Origin of the sequence: Streptomyces sp. SID3343 (genome assembly GCF_009865215.1) — a bacterium.
Lineage (GTDB): Bacteria > Actinomycetota > Actinomycetes > Streptomycetales > Streptomycetaceae > Embleya.
The window spans coordinates 1-18673 of record NZ_WWJX01000879.1; the positions used below are offsets into that span (position 1 = coordinate 1).

Consider the following 18673-nt stretch of genomic DNA (forward strand, 5'->3'; position numbering starts at 1 on the left):
CTGGGTCGCGGCGGGCCACGAACTCGACGGCCCGGCCGGCGCGCGCGAGGTGTGGCCGATGGAGCGTCAGGTCCGCTTGGTCGCCGGCGGCCTCGTCGTGCTCGGCCTGGCGGCGGGCCGGCTCTCCCCCAAGGCCCGGGTGTTGTCCGCGGGGGTCGGCGCCGGCCTGGTCTTCTCCGCGGTCAGCGACACGTGCGGCATGGCCGCCGTACTGGGCAGGTTGCCGCACAATCGGCCTGCCGCCGACGCCCCCGACCTGGCCACGACACTGGCGAGGCTGGACGCGCGCTGAGCGCGACCGCCGGTCCCCGAAGCGAGCGAGGAGGCGACCGTGGCGACGGGAGCGAGGGGCCAAGGGGGCAAGCGAGGCCAAAAACACCGCAAAGGCGAGCCCTTGTACGGAACTCCTTCGTTGGGTGCGGACGTGTCTCGAACAGACAGCCGCCCCCGATCGGTTCCCTGGAGCTTCCATGATCGGCCTCACCGCCCGCGACACCCACCGCACCCCGCGCACCCCGCGCGCCCACCGCGCCCTGCGTGGCCTGTCCGTCCTCGCCGTCGCCGGCGCTCTCGCGATCGGTGGCACCGCGTGTTCGTCGGACTCGGGACACCGGGCGGCGAAGCCGGGCGGTCGGGAGGGCAGCGCGGAGCCGATGCCGACCCCGTCGGACGTGCCGACCGCCGCCGATCCGAACGCGTCGATCCCGCCGCCGCTGGTCCCCGACACCATCGTGCGCAGCACCGCGACCGGCGGTCGCACGGTCGCGCTCACCTTCGACGACGGGCCGAGCCCGCAGTGGACACCGCAGGTCCTCGCGTTGTTGAAGCAGTACGACGCACACGCGACGTTTTGCATGCTGGGTCCGAACGCGAAGGCCAACCCGAACCTGGTCAAGGAGGTCGTCGCGGCCGGCGACCGGCTGTGCGACCACTCTGTGACCCACGACGAGGGCATCGCCAAGCGGCCGTTGGCTCGGATCAGGTACGAGATCGCCACCGCCCACGACCAGATAGTGGCCGCGTCCGGTTCGGGCGCCGCGGTGTCCTGGTTCCGCGCGCCCGGCGGCGACTGGTCGCCGCAGGTCCGGGCGACGGCCGCCGGCTTCGGCATGCGCTCGCTCGACTGGTCGGTGGACACCCGTGACTGGGAGCGCCCGGGTACCGAGAAAATCCTGGCCAATGCCAAGAAGGAACTCAAGCCCGGCGGGATAATCCTGATGCACGACGCGGGCGGCGAACGCTCCCAGACACTGGCCGCCCTCAAGCAGCTCCTGCCGTGGCTGGTGCAAAAGGGCTACACGTTCGCCTTCCCGGCGTAGGTCTCGCGGTGGGCGCGGTCCCCCGCCGCACCGGGCGGTGAGCGCCGGACACGTACGGGCGCGGGGTGTTCGACGCGGGCCGGTGCCCGGCATCCGGTCTTCGGCAGTACCTTGAGCAACGCGCCGCGCGGATCCGGGCCTTGGCCGACGTGTCGGTGGGTGCGGTCGCCGGCCCCGGCGCCGTCTCGAGACGGCCGCGGTCGACACCGCGCCACTCCTGCCGACCCGTAGATCGAGGGAACCCGAGCCACGTGAACGATGTGCTGACCGCGGACGGTCCGACCGAGGTCGCCGCGCCCGCCCCTCACCCGCTTCGGCGCCGGCTCGCCCGCCTGTACCGGGCCGACGTGGCCGCGATCGCGCTGCCCACGCTCGTGTTCGCGATCATGGGTTGGCACCGACGATGGATCACCGACGACGGCCTGATCTTCACTCGCACCGCCCGGCAGATCCTCGCCGGCAACGGCCCCGTGTACAACCAGGGCGAACGCGTGGAGACCGCGACCAGCACGCTGTGGCAGTGGTTGCTCGCGCTGCTCGGCGCGATCAGCCCGCTCGACCTGGCCCGAACCGCCGTCTACACCGGCCTGTTCCTGTCCGTCGCGGGCCTGGTCGTGGCCCTCGACGGCACGCGTCGGCTGTTTCGCGGTCTGGCCGTGACGCGCCCGCTCGTCCCCGTCGGCGCGCTCGTCTTCATCGCCGTGCCCTCGGTGTGGGACTTCGCCACGGCCGGCATGGAGACCGGCCTGATGTTGGCCTGGATCGGCACGTCATGGTCGCTCCTGGTCCGTACGTGGCTGCGCCCGGTCGGCGCCGAGCACCTCGGCCGTACGTTGTCCACCGCCGTCTTCTTCGGCCTCGGCCCGCTGGTGCGCCCCGATCTGGGGGCGACCGCGGTCGTCTTGGCGGTCGCCCAACTGCTGCTGATCCGGCCGGGCTTGCCCAGGGCGCTCGCGACCCTGGGCTGCGCGGGGCTGCTGCCGCTGGGCTACGAGATCTTCCGGATGGGCTACTACGGCCTGGTCGTTCCGATGCCCGCGCTCACCAAGGAGGCGTCGCATTCCGTGTGGGGGCGCGGCTGGGACTATCTGATCGACTACCTGGAGCCGTACCGGCTGTGGGTCCCGATGGTGCTCGTGCTCGTCGTGGTCGGTCTCGTGTTGGACCGGCGCCGCCCCGCCGACCGCCGTACCTGGATCCTCGTCGCCACGCCGTCGGTCGCGGCGTTCGGGCAGAGCCTGTACGTGCTCAAGGTCGGCGGCGACTTCATGCACGGGCGAATGTGGCTGCCGGTGCTGTTGCTCGTCCTGTTGCCGTTGCTCCTGGCCCCGCCGGTGCGGCTCGTGCTGCCGGCCGTCGCGCTGATCGCGGTGTGGGCCCTGGTCTGTGGCGTCTTCCTGCGCACCGGCATCGTCACCACGCCCTCCTCCCAGCCCGGCCAGAACCAGGTCTGGAACGAGCGCGACGTGTACGCCGGTTGGACCGGCACCAAGAACCCCACCACGGCCGGCGCGCACGTCGGCACGTTGCCGAGCGTCGAGAAGGGCTTTCGCGACGCGCGCGACTCGGGGCGGCGCGTGCTTCTCGTCGACCCGGGCTATCCCATGTTCCCTCGCGATCTGCCGCCGCTGCCGCTGCGCGCCGACCTGCTCGACTCGGGCGGCCTGATCATCGGCCGACTCGGCGTCGGCGGGGCGATCACCCCGCTCGACGGGATCGTGGTGGACGTCCTGGGACTGGCCAACACGGTGGGCGCGCACATCGAACAGACCGCGAACGCGGCGGCGGGCCACGAGAAGGTGCTGCCGGCCGCGTGGAACATCGCGCTGTACGTCGATCCCGGCGGCTACCCGCTCGTCCCGGCGACCACCGCGACCCAGGAGCAGATCCGTGCGGCCCGCGCCGCCTTGGGATGCGGAGACCTCAGGGAACTCCTCGAAAGCGTCTCCGCCCCGATGACGCCGTCGCGCTTTTGGGACAACCTCACGGGCGCCTACCCCCGCACGTCGCTGCGGATTCCGTCCGACCCGGTCGCGGCCGAGCGCAAGTTCTGCGAGCGGTAGGGCTTGCGTGCGCCGGAACCTGCAGGCGCCGCAGCCGGCGAGCGCCGGAGCCGGTTCAGGCCCAACCCCCGGGCCCCCGCTCCGTGATCGCCGCCGCGAGCCCGAAGGGGTCGGGGTGGATGCCGGCACCGAAGTCGAGCACCTCGACGCGGTGCGGGGCCAACCTCACCAGCACGATGTCCCCGCCGGCGGGGCCCGCCGGGAAGAACGGTGCGAGTTCGTCGATCCAGCGGGCCCGCAACTCGGCGGGGTCGGCGATCACTTCGGCGCGGGCGTAGAGCGCCGCGTAGGCGGATGCCTTGCCGTCGTCGCGCAACACCGAGTAGCACACCTCCGGGCGCGCGGTCAGTTCGGCCGCCTTGCGGGTGCGCGGGCTCGTCCCGAACCACACGGTCGCGTCGTCCTCGACGGCGAGGTGCTGGACGATCCGCACCCGGGGCCGCCCGTCGGCATCCGTGGTGGCGAGTGATCCGTACGGCCGGGCGCGGACGATCCGCACCGCGGCGTCGAGCAGCCTTGCCGGGCCGTTCGTCGTGTCCTCGTCGTGCACGACACACCACCGATCGCTCGTTTTATTGGGTGGGTCATACTAGAATCCATATTCCATAAACAGTCAACCCCGAGGATCGGCACCGCATGGGACGCAAGCCGAGGTTCACCGAGGACGACTTCCTCGACGCCGTACTGCGGATCACCGCGCGCGACGGTGCCGGCGCCGTGACGATCGCGGGCGTCGCGGCCGAGGTCGGCGCTCCGGTCGGGTCGGTGTACCACCGGTTCGCGTCGCGCGACCTGTTGCTCGCCCGATTGTGGGTGCGCACCATCCGGCGCTTCCAGGAGCCCTTCGTGGCCGCGATCTCCGACGAGGATCCGGTCGTGGGCGCCGATCGCGCGGTGAGCGCCGTGTTGGCCTGGGTTCGGGCCCACCCCGCCGAGGCCGGCGTGTTGCTCCTGTACCGGCGCGACGATCTGGTCACCCGATGGCCGGACGAACTCGGCCCCGAGCTCGTCGGCCTCAACGACGCCGCCGGCGCGGCGCTGCGCGACTACGCCCGCGCGCGCTACGGCCGCGCCGGCACGGCACAGGTGGAGCGAGTCACCCTCGCCCTCGTGGACATCCCCTACGCCGCCGTCCGCCGACACCTCGCCGCCGGCCGGCCCCATCCCGCCTCGACCGAGCGTCACACCCTCGCGGCGGCCCGCGCCGTCCTGGCCGACTGACCTCGGCGCGGGGTCACGAGTCCACGCGTTCCCAGCCGCGCTGCGGGGTCGTGCTGCCGGGGCTTCGTGGGTCTCGGCTGCGGTAGACGACATAGGGACGGAAGAGGTAGCCCAGCGGCGCGCTGAAGGCGTGTACCAGCCGGGTGAAGGGAAACAGCGCGAAGAGCAGTATGGCGACCACGATGTGGACCTGGAACGTGATGGGAACGTCGGCCATCAGTTCGGTCTTGGGCCGGAACCAGGACAGGCTGCGAAACCACGGTGAGATGCTCTCGCGGTAGTTGTGCTCGTGGTCGCCCACCGTGTTCCACAACGTGGCCGCGGTACCCGCGACGATCGTGCCGGCGAGGAAGACGTACATGAGCTTGTCGTTGCGCGTGGTGGCGAGGAACACCGGGCCGGTCGTGCGCCGGCGCCGGATCAACAGCGCGATGCCCACGAGCGTCATCAGCGCGGCCACGATCCCCAGACTCGCCGCCGCGACGTGATACGTGTGCTCGCCGATACCCACCGCGTCGGTCCACGACTGCGGGATCAACAGGCCGACCACGTGACCGGCCACGACGAACAGCAGGCCGTAGTGGAACAGCGGGCTGCCGATGCGCAGCAGGCGCGACTCGTACAACTGCGACGAGCGGGTGGTCCAGCCGAACTTGTCGTAGTGGTAGCGCCAGATCGTCCCGCCGACCAGCACGATCAGGACCGCGTAGGGCAGCACCGCCCACAGCATGGTGTTCATCGGGCGACTCCGTCGACCTCGGGGCTTGCGAAGCCGCTGCCGCCCGGTGCGGGCGGGAGCGACCCATAGGTGTCCAGCCCTACTTCCTCGCGCGGCGGTCCCGCGTGGGCCAGGGCCCGGGCCTCGGCGCGGTCCTTGGGCGAGGGTCCGGGCAAGGTCGCGCAGATCGCCTCGAGGACTCGCGTGTAGGGCGTCGACGCGTCCGCCAGGGCCAGGCGCAGGAGTTCGAGTCCGGGCCGGTGTTCCTGGAGCAGGGCGACACCCGCGTCCGCCGCGTCCTCGGCGCCGGTGGCGGTGAACTCCAGGACGGCCGGGAGGAAGTCCGGGAGTTCGTCGCCGACGAACTCGCGGCCGTGCAGGCGATACACGTGCTTGAACCGGACCAGGGCCTCGCCGCGTCGCCGGGTGTCCCCCTCGCGCCACCAACTCAGGTACAGGCTGCGCCGGTTGCGCAGATCGAAGATGGCGACGTAGTGCGCGGCCAGTTCCTGCGGATCCCGCGCGTCGATGTCGTCGAGGAAGGCGAGCAGTGCTGCCGAGGCCGCGCCCGGGACTTCCGCGAGCGCGGCCCGAAGCAGCGGCAGGCGCGCTCGGAACGCGTCGTCGGGGTAGTGCAGGCACAGTCCGGCGGCCTGCCGCACCACGGCGGCCTCGCGCCGGGCGTCGAGTCGCGCGTGACGGCCCCGGTCGCGCCGGGTCTCGCGCCGCGTGTCTCGCCGGGTGTCGCGTCCGGTGCGCACGAGCCTCATCGGGTCTCCTCCGGCTCGGTCCGGTCCGGGAAGAGACCGGCGGGGCGGCCGTTGCCGTCCCAGTTCAACAGGTTGACCCTCGCCCCCGGGCCCGCGGTGTCGGCGGGCCGGTCGGCGGTGCCACGATCGCGCAGCGCGTGGAAGTTCTCGACCGTCACCGGCACTTCCCGGCCCGAGCCTTCGCCGAACGGCCCGGAGCCGCCCATCCCGGGGCCGCCGTCGAAGTCCAGGCTGCATCCGTCGGGCAGCGCCGACTCCTCCAGCCGTCGCGCGTCGGCGACCGCGGCGGTCGGGATCACGTAGCGCTCGTCGTACTTGGCGATGGCCAACAGCCGGTACATGTCCCGGATCTGATCACCCGTCATGCCGGCGCGTCCGGCCACCTGCTCGTCCGGTTCCTCGTCCAGGTTGACCGCCCGCATGTAGGAGCGCATCGCCGCGAGCCGCTCCAAGGCCGCGCGCACCGGGCCGGTGTCGCCGGCGGTGAACAGTTCGGCGAGATACTCCAACGGCACCCGCAGCACGTCGATGGCGCCGAACAGGTTGCCCACGTCCTCGCCGTCGAAGCCGGTCGAGGACAGCGAGTCCACGACGGGTGACAGCGGCGGGATGTACCAGACCATCGGCATCGTGCGGTACTCGGGATGCAACGGCAGCGCGACCCGATAGGTCGAGATCAGCGCGCGCACGGGCGAGCGCCGGGCCGCCTCGATCCAGTCGTGGGCGATGCCCGCGGCCTCCGCCTCGCGCCGCACGAGCGGGTCGTCGGGATCGAGGAAGACCCCCAACTGCGCCTCGTACAGGTCCTCGTCGCGCTCGACCGACGCCGCTTCGAGGACCTTGTCCGCGTCGTAGAGGATCACCCCGAGGTAGCGCAGCCGTCCCACGCACGTCTCGGAGCACACCGTCGGCAGTCCCACCTCGATGCGCGGGTAGCACATCGTGCACTTCTCGGCCTTGCCGGTCTTGTGGTTGAAGTAGACCTTCTTGTACGGGCACGCGCTGACGCACATCCGCCAGCCGCGGCAGTCGTCCTGGTCGACCAGGACGATGCCGTCCTCCTCGCGCTTGTACATCGCACCCGAGGGACATGCCGCGACGCACGAGGGGTTGAGGCAGTGTTCGCAGATGCGTGGCAGGTAGAACATGAAGGTCTGCTCGAACTCGAAGCGGACCTTGTCGGCGACCTTCTCCCGGGTCCGCACCACCATCGGGTCCAGGTCGCCGTGTTCGGCGGTGCCGCCGAGGTTGTCGTCCCAGTTGGCGCTCCAGGTGATCTCCATCGGCTTGCCGCTGATCAGCGAACGCGGACGCGCGACGGGGAAGTCGTCACCGAGCGGCGCCTCGGTGAGCGTGCGGTAGTCGTAGGTCCAGGGCTCGTAGTAGTCCTGGATCGAGGGCATTTGGGGATTGGAGAAGATCCGCGACAGCCGGTGCAGCCGGCCCCCGGAGGCGAGCCGCAGCCGCCCGCGTCGGTTGAGCCGCCAGCCGCCCCGCCACTTGTCCTGGTCTTCGTAGCGGCGCGGATAGCCCTGTCCGGGGCGGGTCTCGACGTTGTTGAACCACACGTACTCGACGCCGCCGCGGTTGGTCCAGGTCTGCTTGCAGGTGACCGAGCAGGTGTGGCAGCCGATGCACTTGTCGAGGTTCATCACCATGGCGATCTGGGCCATCACGCGCATCTCAGTACTCCACGTCCTGCGAGCGGCGCCGGATCACGGTGACCTCGTCGCGTTGATTGCCGGTCGGGCCGAGGTAGTTGAACGCCCAGCTGAGTTGGGCGTATCCGCCGATCAGGTGGGTGGGCTTGAGCAGGACGCGGGTGAGCGTGTTGTGGATGCCGCCGCGCCTGCCCGTCGTCTGCGCCTTGGGCACGCCGACCGTGCGGTCCTGCGCGTGGTGCATGTAGACCGTGCCGGTGGGCATCCGGTGCGAGACCACCGCACGGGCGGTCACCACGCCGTTGCGGTTGACCGCCTCGATCCAGTCGTTGTCGCGTACCCCGATCGCGGCTGCGTCACCGGTGCTCAGCCAGATGGTCTGGCCGCCGCGCGAGAGCGAGAGCATGAACAGGTTGTCCTGATACTCGGAGTGGATCGACCACTTGTTGTGCGGCGTCAGGTAGCGAACCGTCACCTCCCGGTCGCCGTCGGGGCCGATCCGGGGTTCGCCGAACAGCCGGTTCATGTCCAGCGGTGGGCGGTACACCGGCAGTGCCTCGCCGAACTCGTGCATCCAGTCGTGGTCGAGGAAGAAATGCTGACGTCCGGTCAGGGTGTGCCAGGGCTTGAGCTGTTCGGTGTTGAGCGTGAACGCGGTGTAGCGCCGCCCGCCGGCCTCGCTGCCCGACCACTCGGGCGAGGTGATCACCGGCACGGGTCGGGCCACGGTGTCCGCGTAGCTGACCCGCTTGCCCTCGTGTTCGGCGGCCAGGTGCGCGAACTCCTTGCCGACCCGGGCGCCGAGCGTGTGGAAGCCCTGGACGGCCAAGCGCCCGTTGGTGGTTCCGGAGAGGGTGAGGATCGCGTCGCACGCCTTGATCGCGGTGTCGATCAGCGGCCGCCCGTCGGCGACGCCGCCCCGCGCGCTGCCGTTGGCCAGGCGCAGGGCATCGATCTCGGGACCGACGTCGAACGTGATGCCCTTGACCGGCAGACCGAGCCGGTCCGCGAGCGGCCCGATCGCGCCCATCTTGGCGGCGATCGCGGTGTAGTCGCGCTCGACCACACTCAGGTTGGGCATCGTGCGGCCCGGCACCGGCTCGCACTCGCCGGCCCGCCAGTCGAGCACCACGCCGCCGGGCTGGGCGATCTCGCCGGGGGTGTCGTGCTGGAGCGCGCTCGCGACCAGGTCGCGGCGCACCCCGAGGTGGTCCTTCGCCAACTCGCCGAAGCGCGCGGCGATCGCGTGGAACGCGTCGAAGTCGGTGCGGGCCTGCCAGGGCGGGTCGATCGCGGGCGTGAAGGCGTGCACGAACGGATGCATGTCGGTCGACGACAGGTCGTGCTTCTCGTACCAGGTCGCGGCGGGCAGTACGACGTCCGACATGAGCGTGGTCGACGTCATCCGGAAGTCGATCGACAGCATCAGGTCGAGCTTGCCCTCGGGGGCCTGCTCGCGCCATCGCACGCTTTGCGGACGCGATCCCGCGGGCGCCTGTTCGGCGCGCAGCGAACTGTCGGTGCCCAACAGGTGCTTGGCGAAGTACTCGGCGCCCTTGGCCGACGAGCCGAGCAGGTTCGAGCGCCACACGGTGAGCACTCGCGGCCAGTTCTGCGGCGCGTCGGGGTCCTCGGCCGCGAAGCCCAGTCGGCCGGCGCGCAGCGCGTCCACGGTGTGGGCGACCGGGTCCGCGCCCGCGTGGTCGGCCTCGTCGACCAGGTCGAGCGGGTTGCGGTCGAACGTCGGGTAGGACGGCATCCAGCCCAGCCGGGCCGACTTGGCGAGGCAGTCGGCGCCGGTCATTCCGGTCAGGTCGCCCGCGCCCAGCGGTGAGGTCATCACGTCGGCGGTGAAGGCGTCGTAGCGCCATTGGTCGGTGTTGAGGTACCAGTAGGCGGTGCCGATCATCTGGCGCGGCGGGCGGGACCAGTCGTTGGCCGAGGCCAGGGTGGCCCACCCGGTGTTCGGACGGCACTTCTCCTGGCCGACGTAGTGCGCCCAGCCGCCGCCGTTGCGGCCCTGACAGCCGGTCAGTTGCAGCAGGGCCAGGAAGGTGCGGTAGATGGTCTCGGAGTGGAACCAGTGGTTCGTACCGGCGCCCATCAGGATCATGCACCGACCCTTGGAGCGCTCGGCGGTGTCCGCGAACTCGCGCGCGATCCGGATCGCGCGCTCGGCCGGCACCGAGGTGATCGCCTCCTGCCACGCGGGCGTCCCGGGCTGGGCGGCGTCGTGGTATCCCGTCGCCCACGCGCCCGGCAGGCCGTCGCGGCCGACGCCGTACTGCGCGAGCAGCAGGTCGAACACGGTGGTCACGAGCGGTCCGTCCGGGGTGAGCCGGCGCGCGGGCACGCCGCGCCGCAGCACCTCGGCACGCCCTTGGCCGTGTTCGCCGCCCTCGGTATCGAAGCGCGGCAACAGCACCTCCACGCCGTGCGCGTCCGGGTCCTGATGCAGGGTCAGGCGCGGGTCGACGCCGGCCAGGTCCAGGTTCCAGCGGCCCTTGCCCGATTCGGTCCAGCGAAAGCCCAACGACCCCCCGGGCACGACCGGTTGCCCGGTGGCGTCGTCGAGCAGGACGGTCATCCACTCCGAGCCCTCGACGGTCGCCGCCGAGCCGGCCAGGTCGGCCGCGCGCAGGAACTTCGCGGGGGTGAACGCGCCGGGCTCGTCGGCGCGTTCGGTGAGGGTGACCAGGAACGGCAGGTCGGTGAACTGTTTGACGTATCGGTCGAAGAAGTCCACCCGACGGTCGACGAAGCACTCCTTGAGGATCACGTGCCCCATCGCCATCGCGAGCGCGGCGTCGGTGCCCGGATGCGGGTGCAGCCACTCGTCGGCGAACTTGGCGTTGTCGGCGTAGTCGGGGGCGACCACGACGACCTTTTGCCCGCGATAGCGCGCCTCGGCCATCCAGTGCGCGTCGGGCGTCCGCGTGACCGGCACGTTCGAGCCCCACATGAACAGGTAGGCCGCGTCCCACCAGTCCCCCGATTCGGGCACGTCGGTCTGGTCGCCGAACACCTGCGGCGACGCGACCGGCAGGTCGGCGTACCAGTCGTAGAAGGACAGCATGGGCGCGCCGATCAGGCTCATGAACCGGGCCCCGGCGGCGTGCGACACCATCGACATCGCGGGGATCGGCGAGAAGCCGGCGACCCGGTCGGGGCCGTGTGCCTTGATCGTGTGCACGTGCGCGGCAGCGATCAGCTCGACCGCCTCGTCCCACGTCGCGCGCACCAAACCGCCCTTGCCGCGCGCCTGTTGGTAGCGACGTCGGCGCTCGGGGTCGCCGACCACGTCGGCCCACGCGAGGACCGGGTCGCCCAGGCGTTGCCTCGCCTCGCGGTACATCCCCAGCAGGACGCCGCGCACGTACGGGTAGCGCACCCGGGTGGGCGAGTAGGTGTACCAGGAGAACGCCGCCCCGCGCGGGCAGCCGCGCGGTTCGTACTCGGGGCGATCCGGCCCGACCGAGGGGTAGTCGGTGGCCTGGGTCTCCCACGTGATGACGCCGTCCTTGACGTACACCTTCCAACGGCACGAACCGGTGCAGTTGACGCCGTGCGTGGAGTTGACGACCTTGTCGTGGCTCCAGCGCTGTCGGTAGAAGACGTCGCCCTCGCGGCCGCCCTTGCGATATTGACTGCGCAGGTCGGCGGACACCTCGGCGCCGGGTCTGAAGAAGCGTCCGACGCGCAGGAGCAGGTCGCTCGCCGGTCCGTCGAGACCGGGCGGCGGGGCTCCGGGGTTCACCATGGCGACCTTTCACAGCGTTGAACCGGGTGTTCCTTTTCCTGAATACGAGTCAATGTCCTACACAAAACGGTTGAATCGTCGGATTTGAGGTCATAGCCCATCGTGTCCGCCGGCACGAATGTCCGGAGCACTCGGGAAGGACTCGTCCGTGGAGCAGAACCGGCCCGCCACCCGCTCAGGGGCAGCCGAAGCACGCGTGTCGTCGGCCGCGTGGGTGAACCTCGCGGTGGCCACCTTCGGCATCCTGGTGAACTTCTGGGCTTGGGGACTGATCAGCCCGCTCGGCCCCACCTACAAGGAGCAGCTCGGACTCAGCTCGTTCCAGCAGTCGTTCCTGGTCGCGGTGCCGGTCCTGGTCGGGGCCCTGGGTCGGATCCCGGCCGGTGCGCTCACCGACCGCTACGGCGCTCGGGTGATGGTGCCGGCGGTGAGCTTTCTGACCGTGCTGCCCGTGCTCGCGTTGAGTGTGTTCGACTCGCTCGCGATGCTGCTCGTGGTGGGCTTCGTGCTGGGGATCGGTGGCAGTTTCTTCGCGGTCGGCGTGCCCTACGTCAACGCGTGGTTCCCGCCGAACAAGCGCGGCACCGCGATCGGGGTCTTCGGGATCGGTACGGGCGGGACCGCGATCGCCGCGTTCTTCACGCCGCGTTTGCTGCGCTGGGTCGACGACGTGAACTTCCAGTTCTATCTGGTGGCTTGTGTGCTGGTCGCCTACGGCCTGATCGCGGCGGTGCTCGTGCGCGACGCGCCGAACCGCAACGTGCCGGATCGGCTGTTCGGGCCGCGCTTCACGGCCGCGCTCAAACAACCGTCGACGCTGCCGATGTCGCTGTTGTACGCGGTGTCGTTCGGCGGTTTCGTCGCCTTCGGGGTGTATCTGCCGACGTACCTGCGCGAGGTGTACTCGCTCAGCCAGGACTCGGCCTCGACTCGGGCGGCGGGGTTCACCGTGGTGGCGGTGCTGTGCCGGCCGATCGGCGGGGCCCTGTCGGACCGGATCGGGCCGGCGAAGGTGTTGATCGCGACCTACGCGGTACTCGGTGTCACGGCGGTGTGGCAGGCGTTCACGCCGGGCCTGATGCCGCAGGCGACGATCGCCTTCCTGGTGATGGCGGGCATGCTCGGCGCGGGCAGCGGTGCGGTGTTCGCACTGGTCGCCAACCTCACGCCCAAGGACAAGGTCGGCACGGTCACCGGCCTGGTCGGCGCGGCGGGCGGGCTGGGCGGATTCGTGCCACCGCTGATCATGGGCTCGGTGTACAGCGGCACCGGTTCGTACGCGATCGGCCTGATGCTGCTGTCCGACGCGGCGTTCGCGGCGATGGTCTATTGCGCGGCCCGGCTGCTCGGGCGCGACCGGCGACCGGCGGCGGAGGCGGGCGCAGCGAGTGAGGCGGGCGCGGCGGCTGCTCCGGATGCGGCGGGCGGCGGGCCGGCTGTGTCGGGTGAGGCGGGCGATCCGGCACGGACGGCGCAGTGGCAGGCCGACGAGAGCGGCGAGAGCGGCGAGATCGGCGCGACCCGGACGCCCGGTCGCCCGCACCGACACCCGCCGGGGTGACGCGCCGAGGCCGCCCGCTGCCCGCCCGCTCCCGTTCCCGTTCCCGCTCGAACGGCGGGTCAAGGGGGCCTCGAATCGGTTGCCGTGCGCCGATCGCGTTGATAGTCAAGGTTGTCGTGATTCGTGATCCACGGTGCCGGCGGCAGGCGCAGGCGGGATCGCCGCGGACGATTCCCGGGAGAGTGCATGAGTGTTTCGGATCGGTACAGGAGTGCGTGGGAAGGCTTCTGGGAGGACAACTCCGGTGAGCCGGGCGAGCCGTTCTGGGACGCCGACCCGGCGGTGACGGCGGTCCCGCACACCGAACTGCTGGAGTCGTACGCCGACTGCACGTTGCCGATCGTGGATCTGGGCTGCGGCAACGGGACGCAGACCCGGTATCTGGCCTCCCGCTATCCGCTCGCGGTCGGGGTCGACCTCTCGGCCGCCGCGATCGACCACGCCCGGCGGCTCGACCCGCGTGCGACGGCCGAGTTCCACCAGGTCAACCTCGCCGACGCGGACGCCGTGGAGCGCCTGCACACGCGACTGGGGGACGCCAACGTCTACATGCGGGCCGTCCTGCACCAGAGCGACCGCATCGACCGCGGTCCGGTCGCGGCGGCGGTCGCCCGCCTCGTCGGCACCCGGGGCCGGGCGTTCGTCGCGGAACTCACCGGCGAGGCGCGGTTGGTGCTGCACGAGGCCGTCCAGCACGCGGGCGGCCCGTCGGAGAAGCTCCGGCAGGTACAGATCCACGGCTTGCGCCCCGCCGACGTGGCCCCGGACGAGATCCACGACCTCCTGTGCCGCACCGGCCTCGACATCCTGGCCCACGGCACCACCCCGATGGCGATGGCCGAACGCCGACCGGACGGCACCCGCCTGGACCTGCCGGCCCAGTGGTTCGTCGTCGGCCGGTCGTCCGGGGACCACCGATCGGTCGCGGGGTAGGGCCGGAGGCGACCGGTGCCGGTGGCCCCGCTCCGGCTGTGGCGCTGCTCGGGCCGGAGGCGCCGGCCGGGGCGACCGCGCTAGGCGGCCGACTCCGTCTGCCGGTGTGGGAGCGGGATCGCGTCCAGGAAGGCCAGTACCTCGGTTCTCAGGTCGACGTCGCTCAGCACCCGGCGATGACCCAGTCCTCGCGTGGTCAGCAGTCGGGCCCGCTCGGGGAACGCGGCGGCCAGGCGGCGGCTGAGGTCCGCCGGCACCATCTCGTCCTCCTCGTCGTGCACCACCAGGATGGGCACCGTGACCGCTGCCGGGTCGGACGCCGCCCGGTAGCGCAACCAGATGTCCGTCTCCGGTGCGAGCAGTCGCGCGTCGGCCCGCGCCCGCAACGCCGCCTTGACTCGCGGGTCCAGGGCGACGCGGTCGCTGAAGTAGTCGAGCAGGTACTCCGGTTCGCTCACCGCGCTGAAGGTGACCACGGATCGGGTCCGCACGCCGGAGCGCAGCGCCTCGAACGCGCCCAGCGTCCCGAGCGAGTTGGCCATGACGGTATGGAACTCGCCATATCGCTCCTGGAGTTGCCGGGCCGCGTCGGCGTATTCGAGCAGTGTCGTGTGCCGACCGCCGGAATCGCCGTGTCCGGGTGCGTCGAAACCGATCGGGCTCAGGCCGCGCGCCAGCAGTTCCGGCACGTACGGCGCGTAGCGCGACGTACGGGACTGCCAACCGTGCAGCATCAGGACCGGATCCGTCCCGTCACCCCACCGGTAGGTCACCACCCGCTTGCCGTTGACCGTGATCCGGCCGACGCTCGCCCGCGCGTGCGTCTCGCGCTCCGTCGAACGCACCCTGCCCCGCGCGAAGGGCCGACGGAAGAGGTAGTAGGCCAGTACGCCGGCCGCCTGCGGGGACAGCGCGGTCGCGGCGCGCAGGGCGGCGTGTACGGACTTCTCGACGGCGCCGATCCGGCCCGCCGGTGCGACGGGCGGCAGGTCGGTGTTCGGGTGCGCGGTCGGGCTCGGATGCGGATGTGGGTTCGGGTTCGGGTTCGCGGGCGGATACGCGGTCCGGTTCGGGTTCGGGTTCATCGGATACCCCCAGGTCTTCTCGACGGGTCACGTCGAGCGGGCTGCCGGCTTGTTTGCAAACTGTACGAACGGTCGTACTATTTATCGGCGAGGGAGATGCTGTCAAGGCCGAGGGATAATCGACCACGATCGGCCGACCGGCCGCTTCGCCGAACCAGCGGAGGTGTGTGGTGACCGCGTCGCCGACCGACGAGCGGATCCGCAAGGGGGATCGCACCCGACGCGCGATCCTGGCCCGCGCGACCGACATCGCGTCCCTGGAGGGGCTGGAGGGCCTGTCCATCGGCCGCCTCGCGACCGACCTGGCGATCAGCAAGAGCGGGGTCTTCGCGCACTTCGGCTCCAAGGAGGAGCTCCAACTCGCGGCGATCGACGCGGCTGTCGCGATCTACCGCCAACGCGTCGTGCTGCCCGCGCAGTCCGAGCCGTCCGGCCTGGTCCGGCTGTGGCTGCTGGCCGACGGCTGGCTCGCCTACTCGCGCGAGCGGGTGTTCCCCGGTGGCTGCTTCTTCTTCAACGCCCAGGCCGAGTTCGACGCGCGCCCCGGTCGGGTGCGCGACGCGCTCGCGACGGCGAGCAGCCGATGGCACGACCTCCTGGGCAAAGCCGCGGAGGACGCCCGGTGCGCGGGCGACACGGTCGCCGACCTCGACGCCGATCAACTCGTGTTCGAAGTGATCGCGTTCCTGGAGGCCGCGAACGGCACGAATCTCCTGCACGAGGACGGTCGCGCGTACGACCGCGCGGCCACGGCGATCCGCAGCCGATTGCTGAACGCGTCGACCGCCCCGGCCAGCTTGGCACCGCGCCTGACTCCTCGCGGCGACCTTCGCGACCCTGCGGCCTGACCGAGAGCGGCCCCGAGCACCGGGCCCGAATCCGAGCGGCCCAACAAGGCGCTGCGCCAACGACATGACGAGCCGTCAGATCGTCACCACGGAAGCCGATCGGCCCATCCATCCGTCCTCCGACAACTGCTCGATCGGTCTGGCCGTCCCGCGATCACAGGACTAACCTGATGCTCCGTTTTCGGTCAAATCCGTAGAACTGCCCGTCGAGGACAGGACGGTTCGGCATGGCCACGATCGACTCCGCGAGACCCGCAGACCCTCCCCCGCCGTTGCGGCGAGCCGCCGGGGAAAAGGGACTCAAGACCGGCGCGTTGGGCCTGGCTTCCAGCATTGTCATCGGTCTCGCCTCCACAGCTCCCGCGTACAGCATCGCCGCGACGTTGGGGATCATCGTCGCGGGTGTCGGGTTGCAGTCCCCCATCGTGATGGTGCTCGGCTTCGTCCCGATGTTTTTGATCGCGTACGGATACAAGGAGCTCAACGAGGACAACCCCGACTGCGGCACCACCTTCACGTGGGGCTCGCGCACGTTCGGCCCGATGTCGGGCTGGATGGGCGGCTGGGCGATCATCGTCGCCGACGTGATCGTGATGGCCAACCTCGCGCAGATCGCGGGGCAGTACGGGTTCCGGTTGATCGGTGCGTACGGTCTCGCCGACAGCACGCTGTGGACCACGGTCGCCGGCGTCGTGTGGATCGTGTTGATGACGTTGATCTGCTACATCGGCATCGAGATCTCGGCCAACCTACAGAAGGTGCTGCTGACGATCGAGGTCGTCGTGCTCGTGGCCCTCGGTGTGACCGCGCTGTGGAAGGTCTACGCGGGTGACGCGCCGGCCGGTTCCGCGCACATCGGCCTGTCGTGGTTCAACCCGTTCGAGATCGACTCGATCGACGCGCTCACCAAGGGCGTGCTCGCCGCGGTGTTCATCTACTGGGGCTGGGACACCGCCGTCGCGATCAACGAGGAGACCGCGGACAGCGAGCGCACCCCGGGCCGGGCCGCGGTGATCTCCACCGTGTTGTTGCTGCTCGTCTACCTGTTGATCAGCACGTCGGCGCTGAGCTTCGCCGGCGCCGGCGAGACCGGCCACGGGCTGGCCAACCCGGAGAACTCCGGCGACGTGCTGTCCGGTCTCGGGTCGAGCGTGTTCGGCACGGTCGGCTTCGGTTGGTTCATGGCCAAGCTGTTGGTCTTCATGGTGCTGACGTCGTCGGCCGCGTGTACGCAGACCACGATCCTGCCCACGGCCCGCACGTCGTTGTCGATGGCCGCGCACCGGGCGATCCCACAGCGGTTCGCCCGCGTACACCACCGCAATCTGGTGCCGACGTGGTCGACGGTGGGGATGGGCATCGCGTCCGTGGCGTTCTACGTCGCGATCACGCGGGTCAGTACCAATGTGCTGACCGACTCGATCGGGTCGATCGGACTCGCCATCGCGTTCTACTACGGCCTCACCGGCTACACGTGTGTCTGGTACTACCGGCGCGTGCTCACCCGCAGCCGGCGTGATCTGCTCTTCAAGGGCCTCATGCCGGGGCTGGGCGCCGTACTCCTGACCTACTTCTTCGTCGACGCGTGCATCGTGTACGGCGACAAGGACTACGGCACGACCTACTGGACGTTGCCGTTCCCGCCGCACTGGCAACTCGGTGGCGTGCTGCTGACCGGGCTCGGATCGCTGCTCCTGGGCGCGATCCTGATGCTCGTCTGTCGCTGCACGCAGCCGGCCTTCTTCCGCGGCGAGACCCTGCCGCGGGCGGTGTTCCCCGCTCGGCCGCGGAAGTCGCCGCACCCGCCCGAGCCGGTCGACCCCTGACCGGGCGTGGTGGGCCCGCCCCCACGGGCCCACCACTCACCGGCAGGCGACCGGCGGGCCCTCGGGCGCCGGCACGTCACCGTTCGCGGAACTGCTCCATCTCGCGCCGCTCGCGCTTGGTCGGCCGTCCGGCGCCTCGCTCGCGGCGGGCCACCACGACGACCTCTTCGCGTGGGGGCGGCGGCGGGCTCTTGTCGAACAGGCACTCCGCGGCCACGGGCGCCCCGACGCGCTTGCGCACGACCCGCTTGATCTCGACGATCCGCTCGAAGCCCTCCTGGCGCAGCCGCACCTCGTCGCCGACCCTGACCGCCTGCGCGGGCTTGACCCGCTCGTTGTTGACGCGCACGTGCCCGGCCTTGCAGGCCGCCGCGGCGAGCGCCCGCGTCTTGGTGAGCCGCACCGACCAGATCCAAACGTCGACCCGTACGGTCCCCTCGTCTGTTGCCATGCCCCGACTCTAATCCGTGCCTCGCGCGGCTCGGCCGCCCCGAGTACCGGAGCCGCCCAGGGGCCCGGTTCGGGCAGTGGTGCCGGGGACGCGTCGGGGTGTGTGGTGCCGGTGGTCGTGGTGGCAACACCTCCGCTTCGGGTGGCCGCACGATCGTCCCCGGCCGCTCTCCTCGCCATGCTGGAAAGGTGCCGGTGAGCAGGCCGGCGCCCCGGGTCGTTCCGGTGCGGGCAGTACGTTTCGAGGAGTCGTTGTGCGCAAGTCCGCGTTGTCCCGTCGAAGCTCGACCGTCGTCGCGTTCGCCGTCGGCGCGGCCGTGATCGCTCCGCTCGCCTTCTCGTCGCCCGCCGGCGCGGCCGTGAACTCCGCTTCCGCGCGGGACCGGGTGCAGGCCGAGGCCGGGCACCTGCCGCGTGGTGGGGACCACGGCACCGCGGCGGTCGAGGCGCGCGACGGC

16 protein-coding genes are annotated in these 18673 nt (G+C 71.0%); 9 read left to right on the forward strand and 7 right to left on the reverse strand.

The annotated features are described in order from the left end of the window. The 3 genes from GT354_RS27385 to GT354_RS27395 all read left to right on the forward strand — a co-directional run. On the forward strand, positions 1-292 hold a 292-nt coding region (locus tag GT354_RS27385), incomplete at its 5' end, for a DUF2892 domain-containing protein (protein ID WP_161359052.1). A gap of 178 nt (positions 293-470) precedes the next feature. Then, positions 471-1319 carry a polysaccharide deacetylase family protein gene (locus GT354_RS27390; RefSeq protein ID WP_237535503.1) on the forward strand — a complete coding sequence of 283 codons (849 nt, stop codon included), beginning with the start codon at positions 471-473 and terminating at the stop codon, positions 1317-1319. Positions 1320-1570: 251 nt separating this feature from the next. Further along, a complete protein-coding gene (locus GT354_RS27395; protein WP_161359053.1) occupies positions 1571-3382 on the forward strand; it encodes a hypothetical protein in 1812 nt (603 codons plus the stop codon). 55 nt (positions 3383-3437) lie between these two features. Here the strand turns inward: GT354_RS27395 and GT354_RS27400 are convergent, their stop codons facing one another. Continuing rightward, on the reverse strand, positions 3438-3932 hold the full coding sequence (locus GT354_RS27400; RefSeq protein ID WP_202512362.1) for a pyridoxamine 5'-phosphate oxidase family protein: 495 nt from the start codon (positions 3930-3932) through the stop codon (positions 3438-3440). An 86-nt stretch (positions 3933-4018) separates the two neighbouring features. On the opposite strand from GT354_RS27400, the gene GT354_RS27405 reads away from it, so the two are divergent. Continuing rightward, positions 4019-4603 carry a TetR/AcrR family transcriptional regulator gene (locus GT354_RS27405; protein WP_161359054.1) on the forward strand — a complete coding sequence of 195 codons (585 nt, stop codon included), beginning with the start codon at positions 4019-4021 and terminating at the stop codon, positions 4601-4603. Positions 4604-4616: 13 nt separating this feature from the next. On the opposite strand, the gene narI is transcribed toward GT354_RS27405, so the two are convergent. The 4 genes from narI to GT354_RS27425 are packed head-to-tail and all read right to left on the reverse strand — an operon-like array spanning position 4617 to position 11512. Continuing rightward, entirely contained in the window at positions 4617-5342 is a 726-nt protein-coding gene (gene narI / locus GT354_RS27410; RefSeq protein WP_161359055.1) for a respiratory nitrate reductase subunit gamma, read from the reverse strand. Then, positions 5339-6091 (reverse strand): nitrate reductase molybdenum cofactor assembly chaperone, encoded by a 753-nt coding sequence (gene narJ, locus GT354_RS27415; RefSeq protein WP_161359056.1) that lies wholly within the window; start codon positions 6089-6091, stop codon positions 5339-5341. Before narJ ends, narI begins: the two co-directional genes overlap by 4 nt. After that, positions 6088-7773 carry a nitrate reductase subunit beta gene (narH, locus tag GT354_RS27420; protein ID WP_161359057.1) on the reverse strand — a complete coding sequence of 562 codons (1686 nt, stop codon included), beginning with the start codon at positions 7771-7773 and terminating at the stop codon, positions 6088-6090. The genes narJ and narH overlap by 4 nt, the downstream gene beginning before the upstream one ends. A 1-nt stretch (position 7774) precedes the next feature. Continuing rightward, positions 7775-11512 (reverse strand): nitrate reductase subunit alpha, encoded by a 3738-nt coding sequence (locus GT354_RS27425; RefSeq protein WP_161359058.1) that lies wholly within the window; start codon positions 11510-11512, stop codon positions 7775-7777. 118 nt (positions 11513-11630) lie between these two features. Between GT354_RS27425 and GT354_RS27430 the strand changes: the two genes are divergently transcribed. Next, complete coding sequence (locus GT354_RS27430; RefSeq protein WP_161359059.1) at positions 11631-13073, forward strand: MFS transporter; 1443 nt, start codon at positions 11631-11633, stop codon at positions 13071-13073. Between the two features lie 186 nt (positions 13074-13259). After that, on the forward strand, positions 13260-14006 hold the full coding sequence (locus tag GT354_RS27435) for a class I SAM-dependent methyltransferase (protein WP_161359060.1): 747 nt from the start codon (positions 13260-13262) through the stop codon (positions 14004-14006). Positions 14007-14086: 80 nt separating this feature from the next. Here GT354_RS27435 and GT354_RS27440 read toward each other — a convergent pair whose 3' ends face one another. After that, the gene (locus GT354_RS27440) at positions 14087-15091 is read right to left on the reverse strand and encodes an alpha/beta hydrolase (RefSeq protein ID WP_161359061.1); all 1005 of its coding nucleotides are present in this window, start codon (positions 15089-15091) and stop codon (positions 14087-14089) included. 170 nt (positions 15092-15261) lie between these two features. Here GT354_RS27440 and GT354_RS27445 point away from each other — a divergent pair, with 170 nt between their 5' ends. Together GT354_RS27445 and GT354_RS27450 are read left to right on the forward strand one after the other, a co-directional pair. Further along, positions 15262-15939, forward strand: a complete 678-nt coding sequence (locus GT354_RS27445; RefSeq protein WP_161359062.1) for a TetR/AcrR family transcriptional regulator — start codon at positions 15262-15264, stop codon at positions 15937-15939. Positions 15940-16166: 227 nt separating this feature from the next. Further along, the gene (locus tag GT354_RS27450; protein WP_161359063.1) at positions 16167-17765 is read left to right on the forward strand and encodes an APC family permease; all 1599 of its coding nucleotides are present in this window, start codon (positions 16167-16169) and stop codon (positions 17763-17765) included. A gap of 76 nt (positions 17766-17841) precedes the next feature. Here the strand turns inward: GT354_RS27450 and GT354_RS27455 are convergent, their stop codons facing one another. Beyond that, positions 17842-18216 carry a S4 domain-containing protein gene (locus GT354_RS27455; RefSeq protein ID WP_161359064.1) on the reverse strand — a complete coding sequence of 125 codons (375 nt, stop codon included), beginning with the start codon at positions 18214-18216 and terminating at the stop codon, positions 17842-17844. Positions 18217-18469: 253 nt separating this feature from the next. Between GT354_RS27455 and GT354_RS27460 the strand changes: the two genes are divergently transcribed. Then, positions 18470-18673 (forward strand): hypothetical protein (locus GT354_RS27460; protein ID WP_161359065.1); only part of this gene is annotated, 204 nt, incomplete at its 3' end.

What these genes read in the sequence shown, in the direction of transcription:
- GT354_RS27425 (WP_161359058.1), bottom strand. Translation starts at nt 11,512, where the DNA reads ATGGTGAACCCCGGAGCCCCGCCGCCCGGTCTCGACGGACCGGCGAGC.
- GT354_RS27435 (WP_161359060.1), top strand. Translation starts at nt 13,260, where the DNA reads ATGAGTGTTTCGGATCGGTACAGGAGTGCGTGGGAAGGCTTCTGGGAG.
- GT354_RS27450 (WP_161359063.1), top strand. Translation starts at nt 16,167, where the DNA reads ATGGCCACGATCGACTCCGCGAGACCCGCAGACCCTCCCCCGCCGTTG.
- GT354_RS27430 (WP_161359059.1), top strand. Translation starts at nt 11,631, where the DNA reads ATGTCCGGAGCACTCGGGAAGGACTCGTCCGTGGAGCAGAACCGGCCC.
- narH (WP_161359057.1), bottom strand. Translation starts at nt 7,773, where the DNA reads ATGCGCGTGATGGCCCAGATCGCCATGGTGATGAACCTCGACAAGTGC.
- narJ (WP_161359056.1), bottom strand. Translation starts at nt 6,091, where the DNA reads ATGAGGCTCGTGCGCACCGGACGCGACACCCGGCGAGACACGCGGCGC.
- GT354_RS27405 (WP_161359054.1), top strand. Translation starts at nt 4,019, where the DNA reads ATGGGACGCAAGCCGAGGTTCACCGAGGACGACTTCCTCGACGCCGTA.
- GT354_RS27440 (WP_161359061.1), bottom strand. Translation starts at nt 15,091, where the DNA reads ATGAACCCGAACCCGAACCGGACCGCGTATCCGCCCGCGAACCCGAAC.
- GT354_RS27455 (WP_161359064.1), bottom strand. Translation starts at nt 18,216, where the DNA reads ATGGCAACAGACGAGGGGACCGTACGGGTCGACGTTTGGATCTGGTCG.
- GT354_RS27390 (WP_237535503.1), top strand. Translation starts at nt 471, where the DNA reads ATGATCGGCCTCACCGCCCGCGACACCCACCGCACCCCGCGCACCCCG.
- narI (WP_161359055.1), bottom strand. Translation starts at nt 5,342, where the DNA reads ATGAACACCATGCTGTGGGCGGTGCTGCCCTACGCGGTCCTGATCGTG.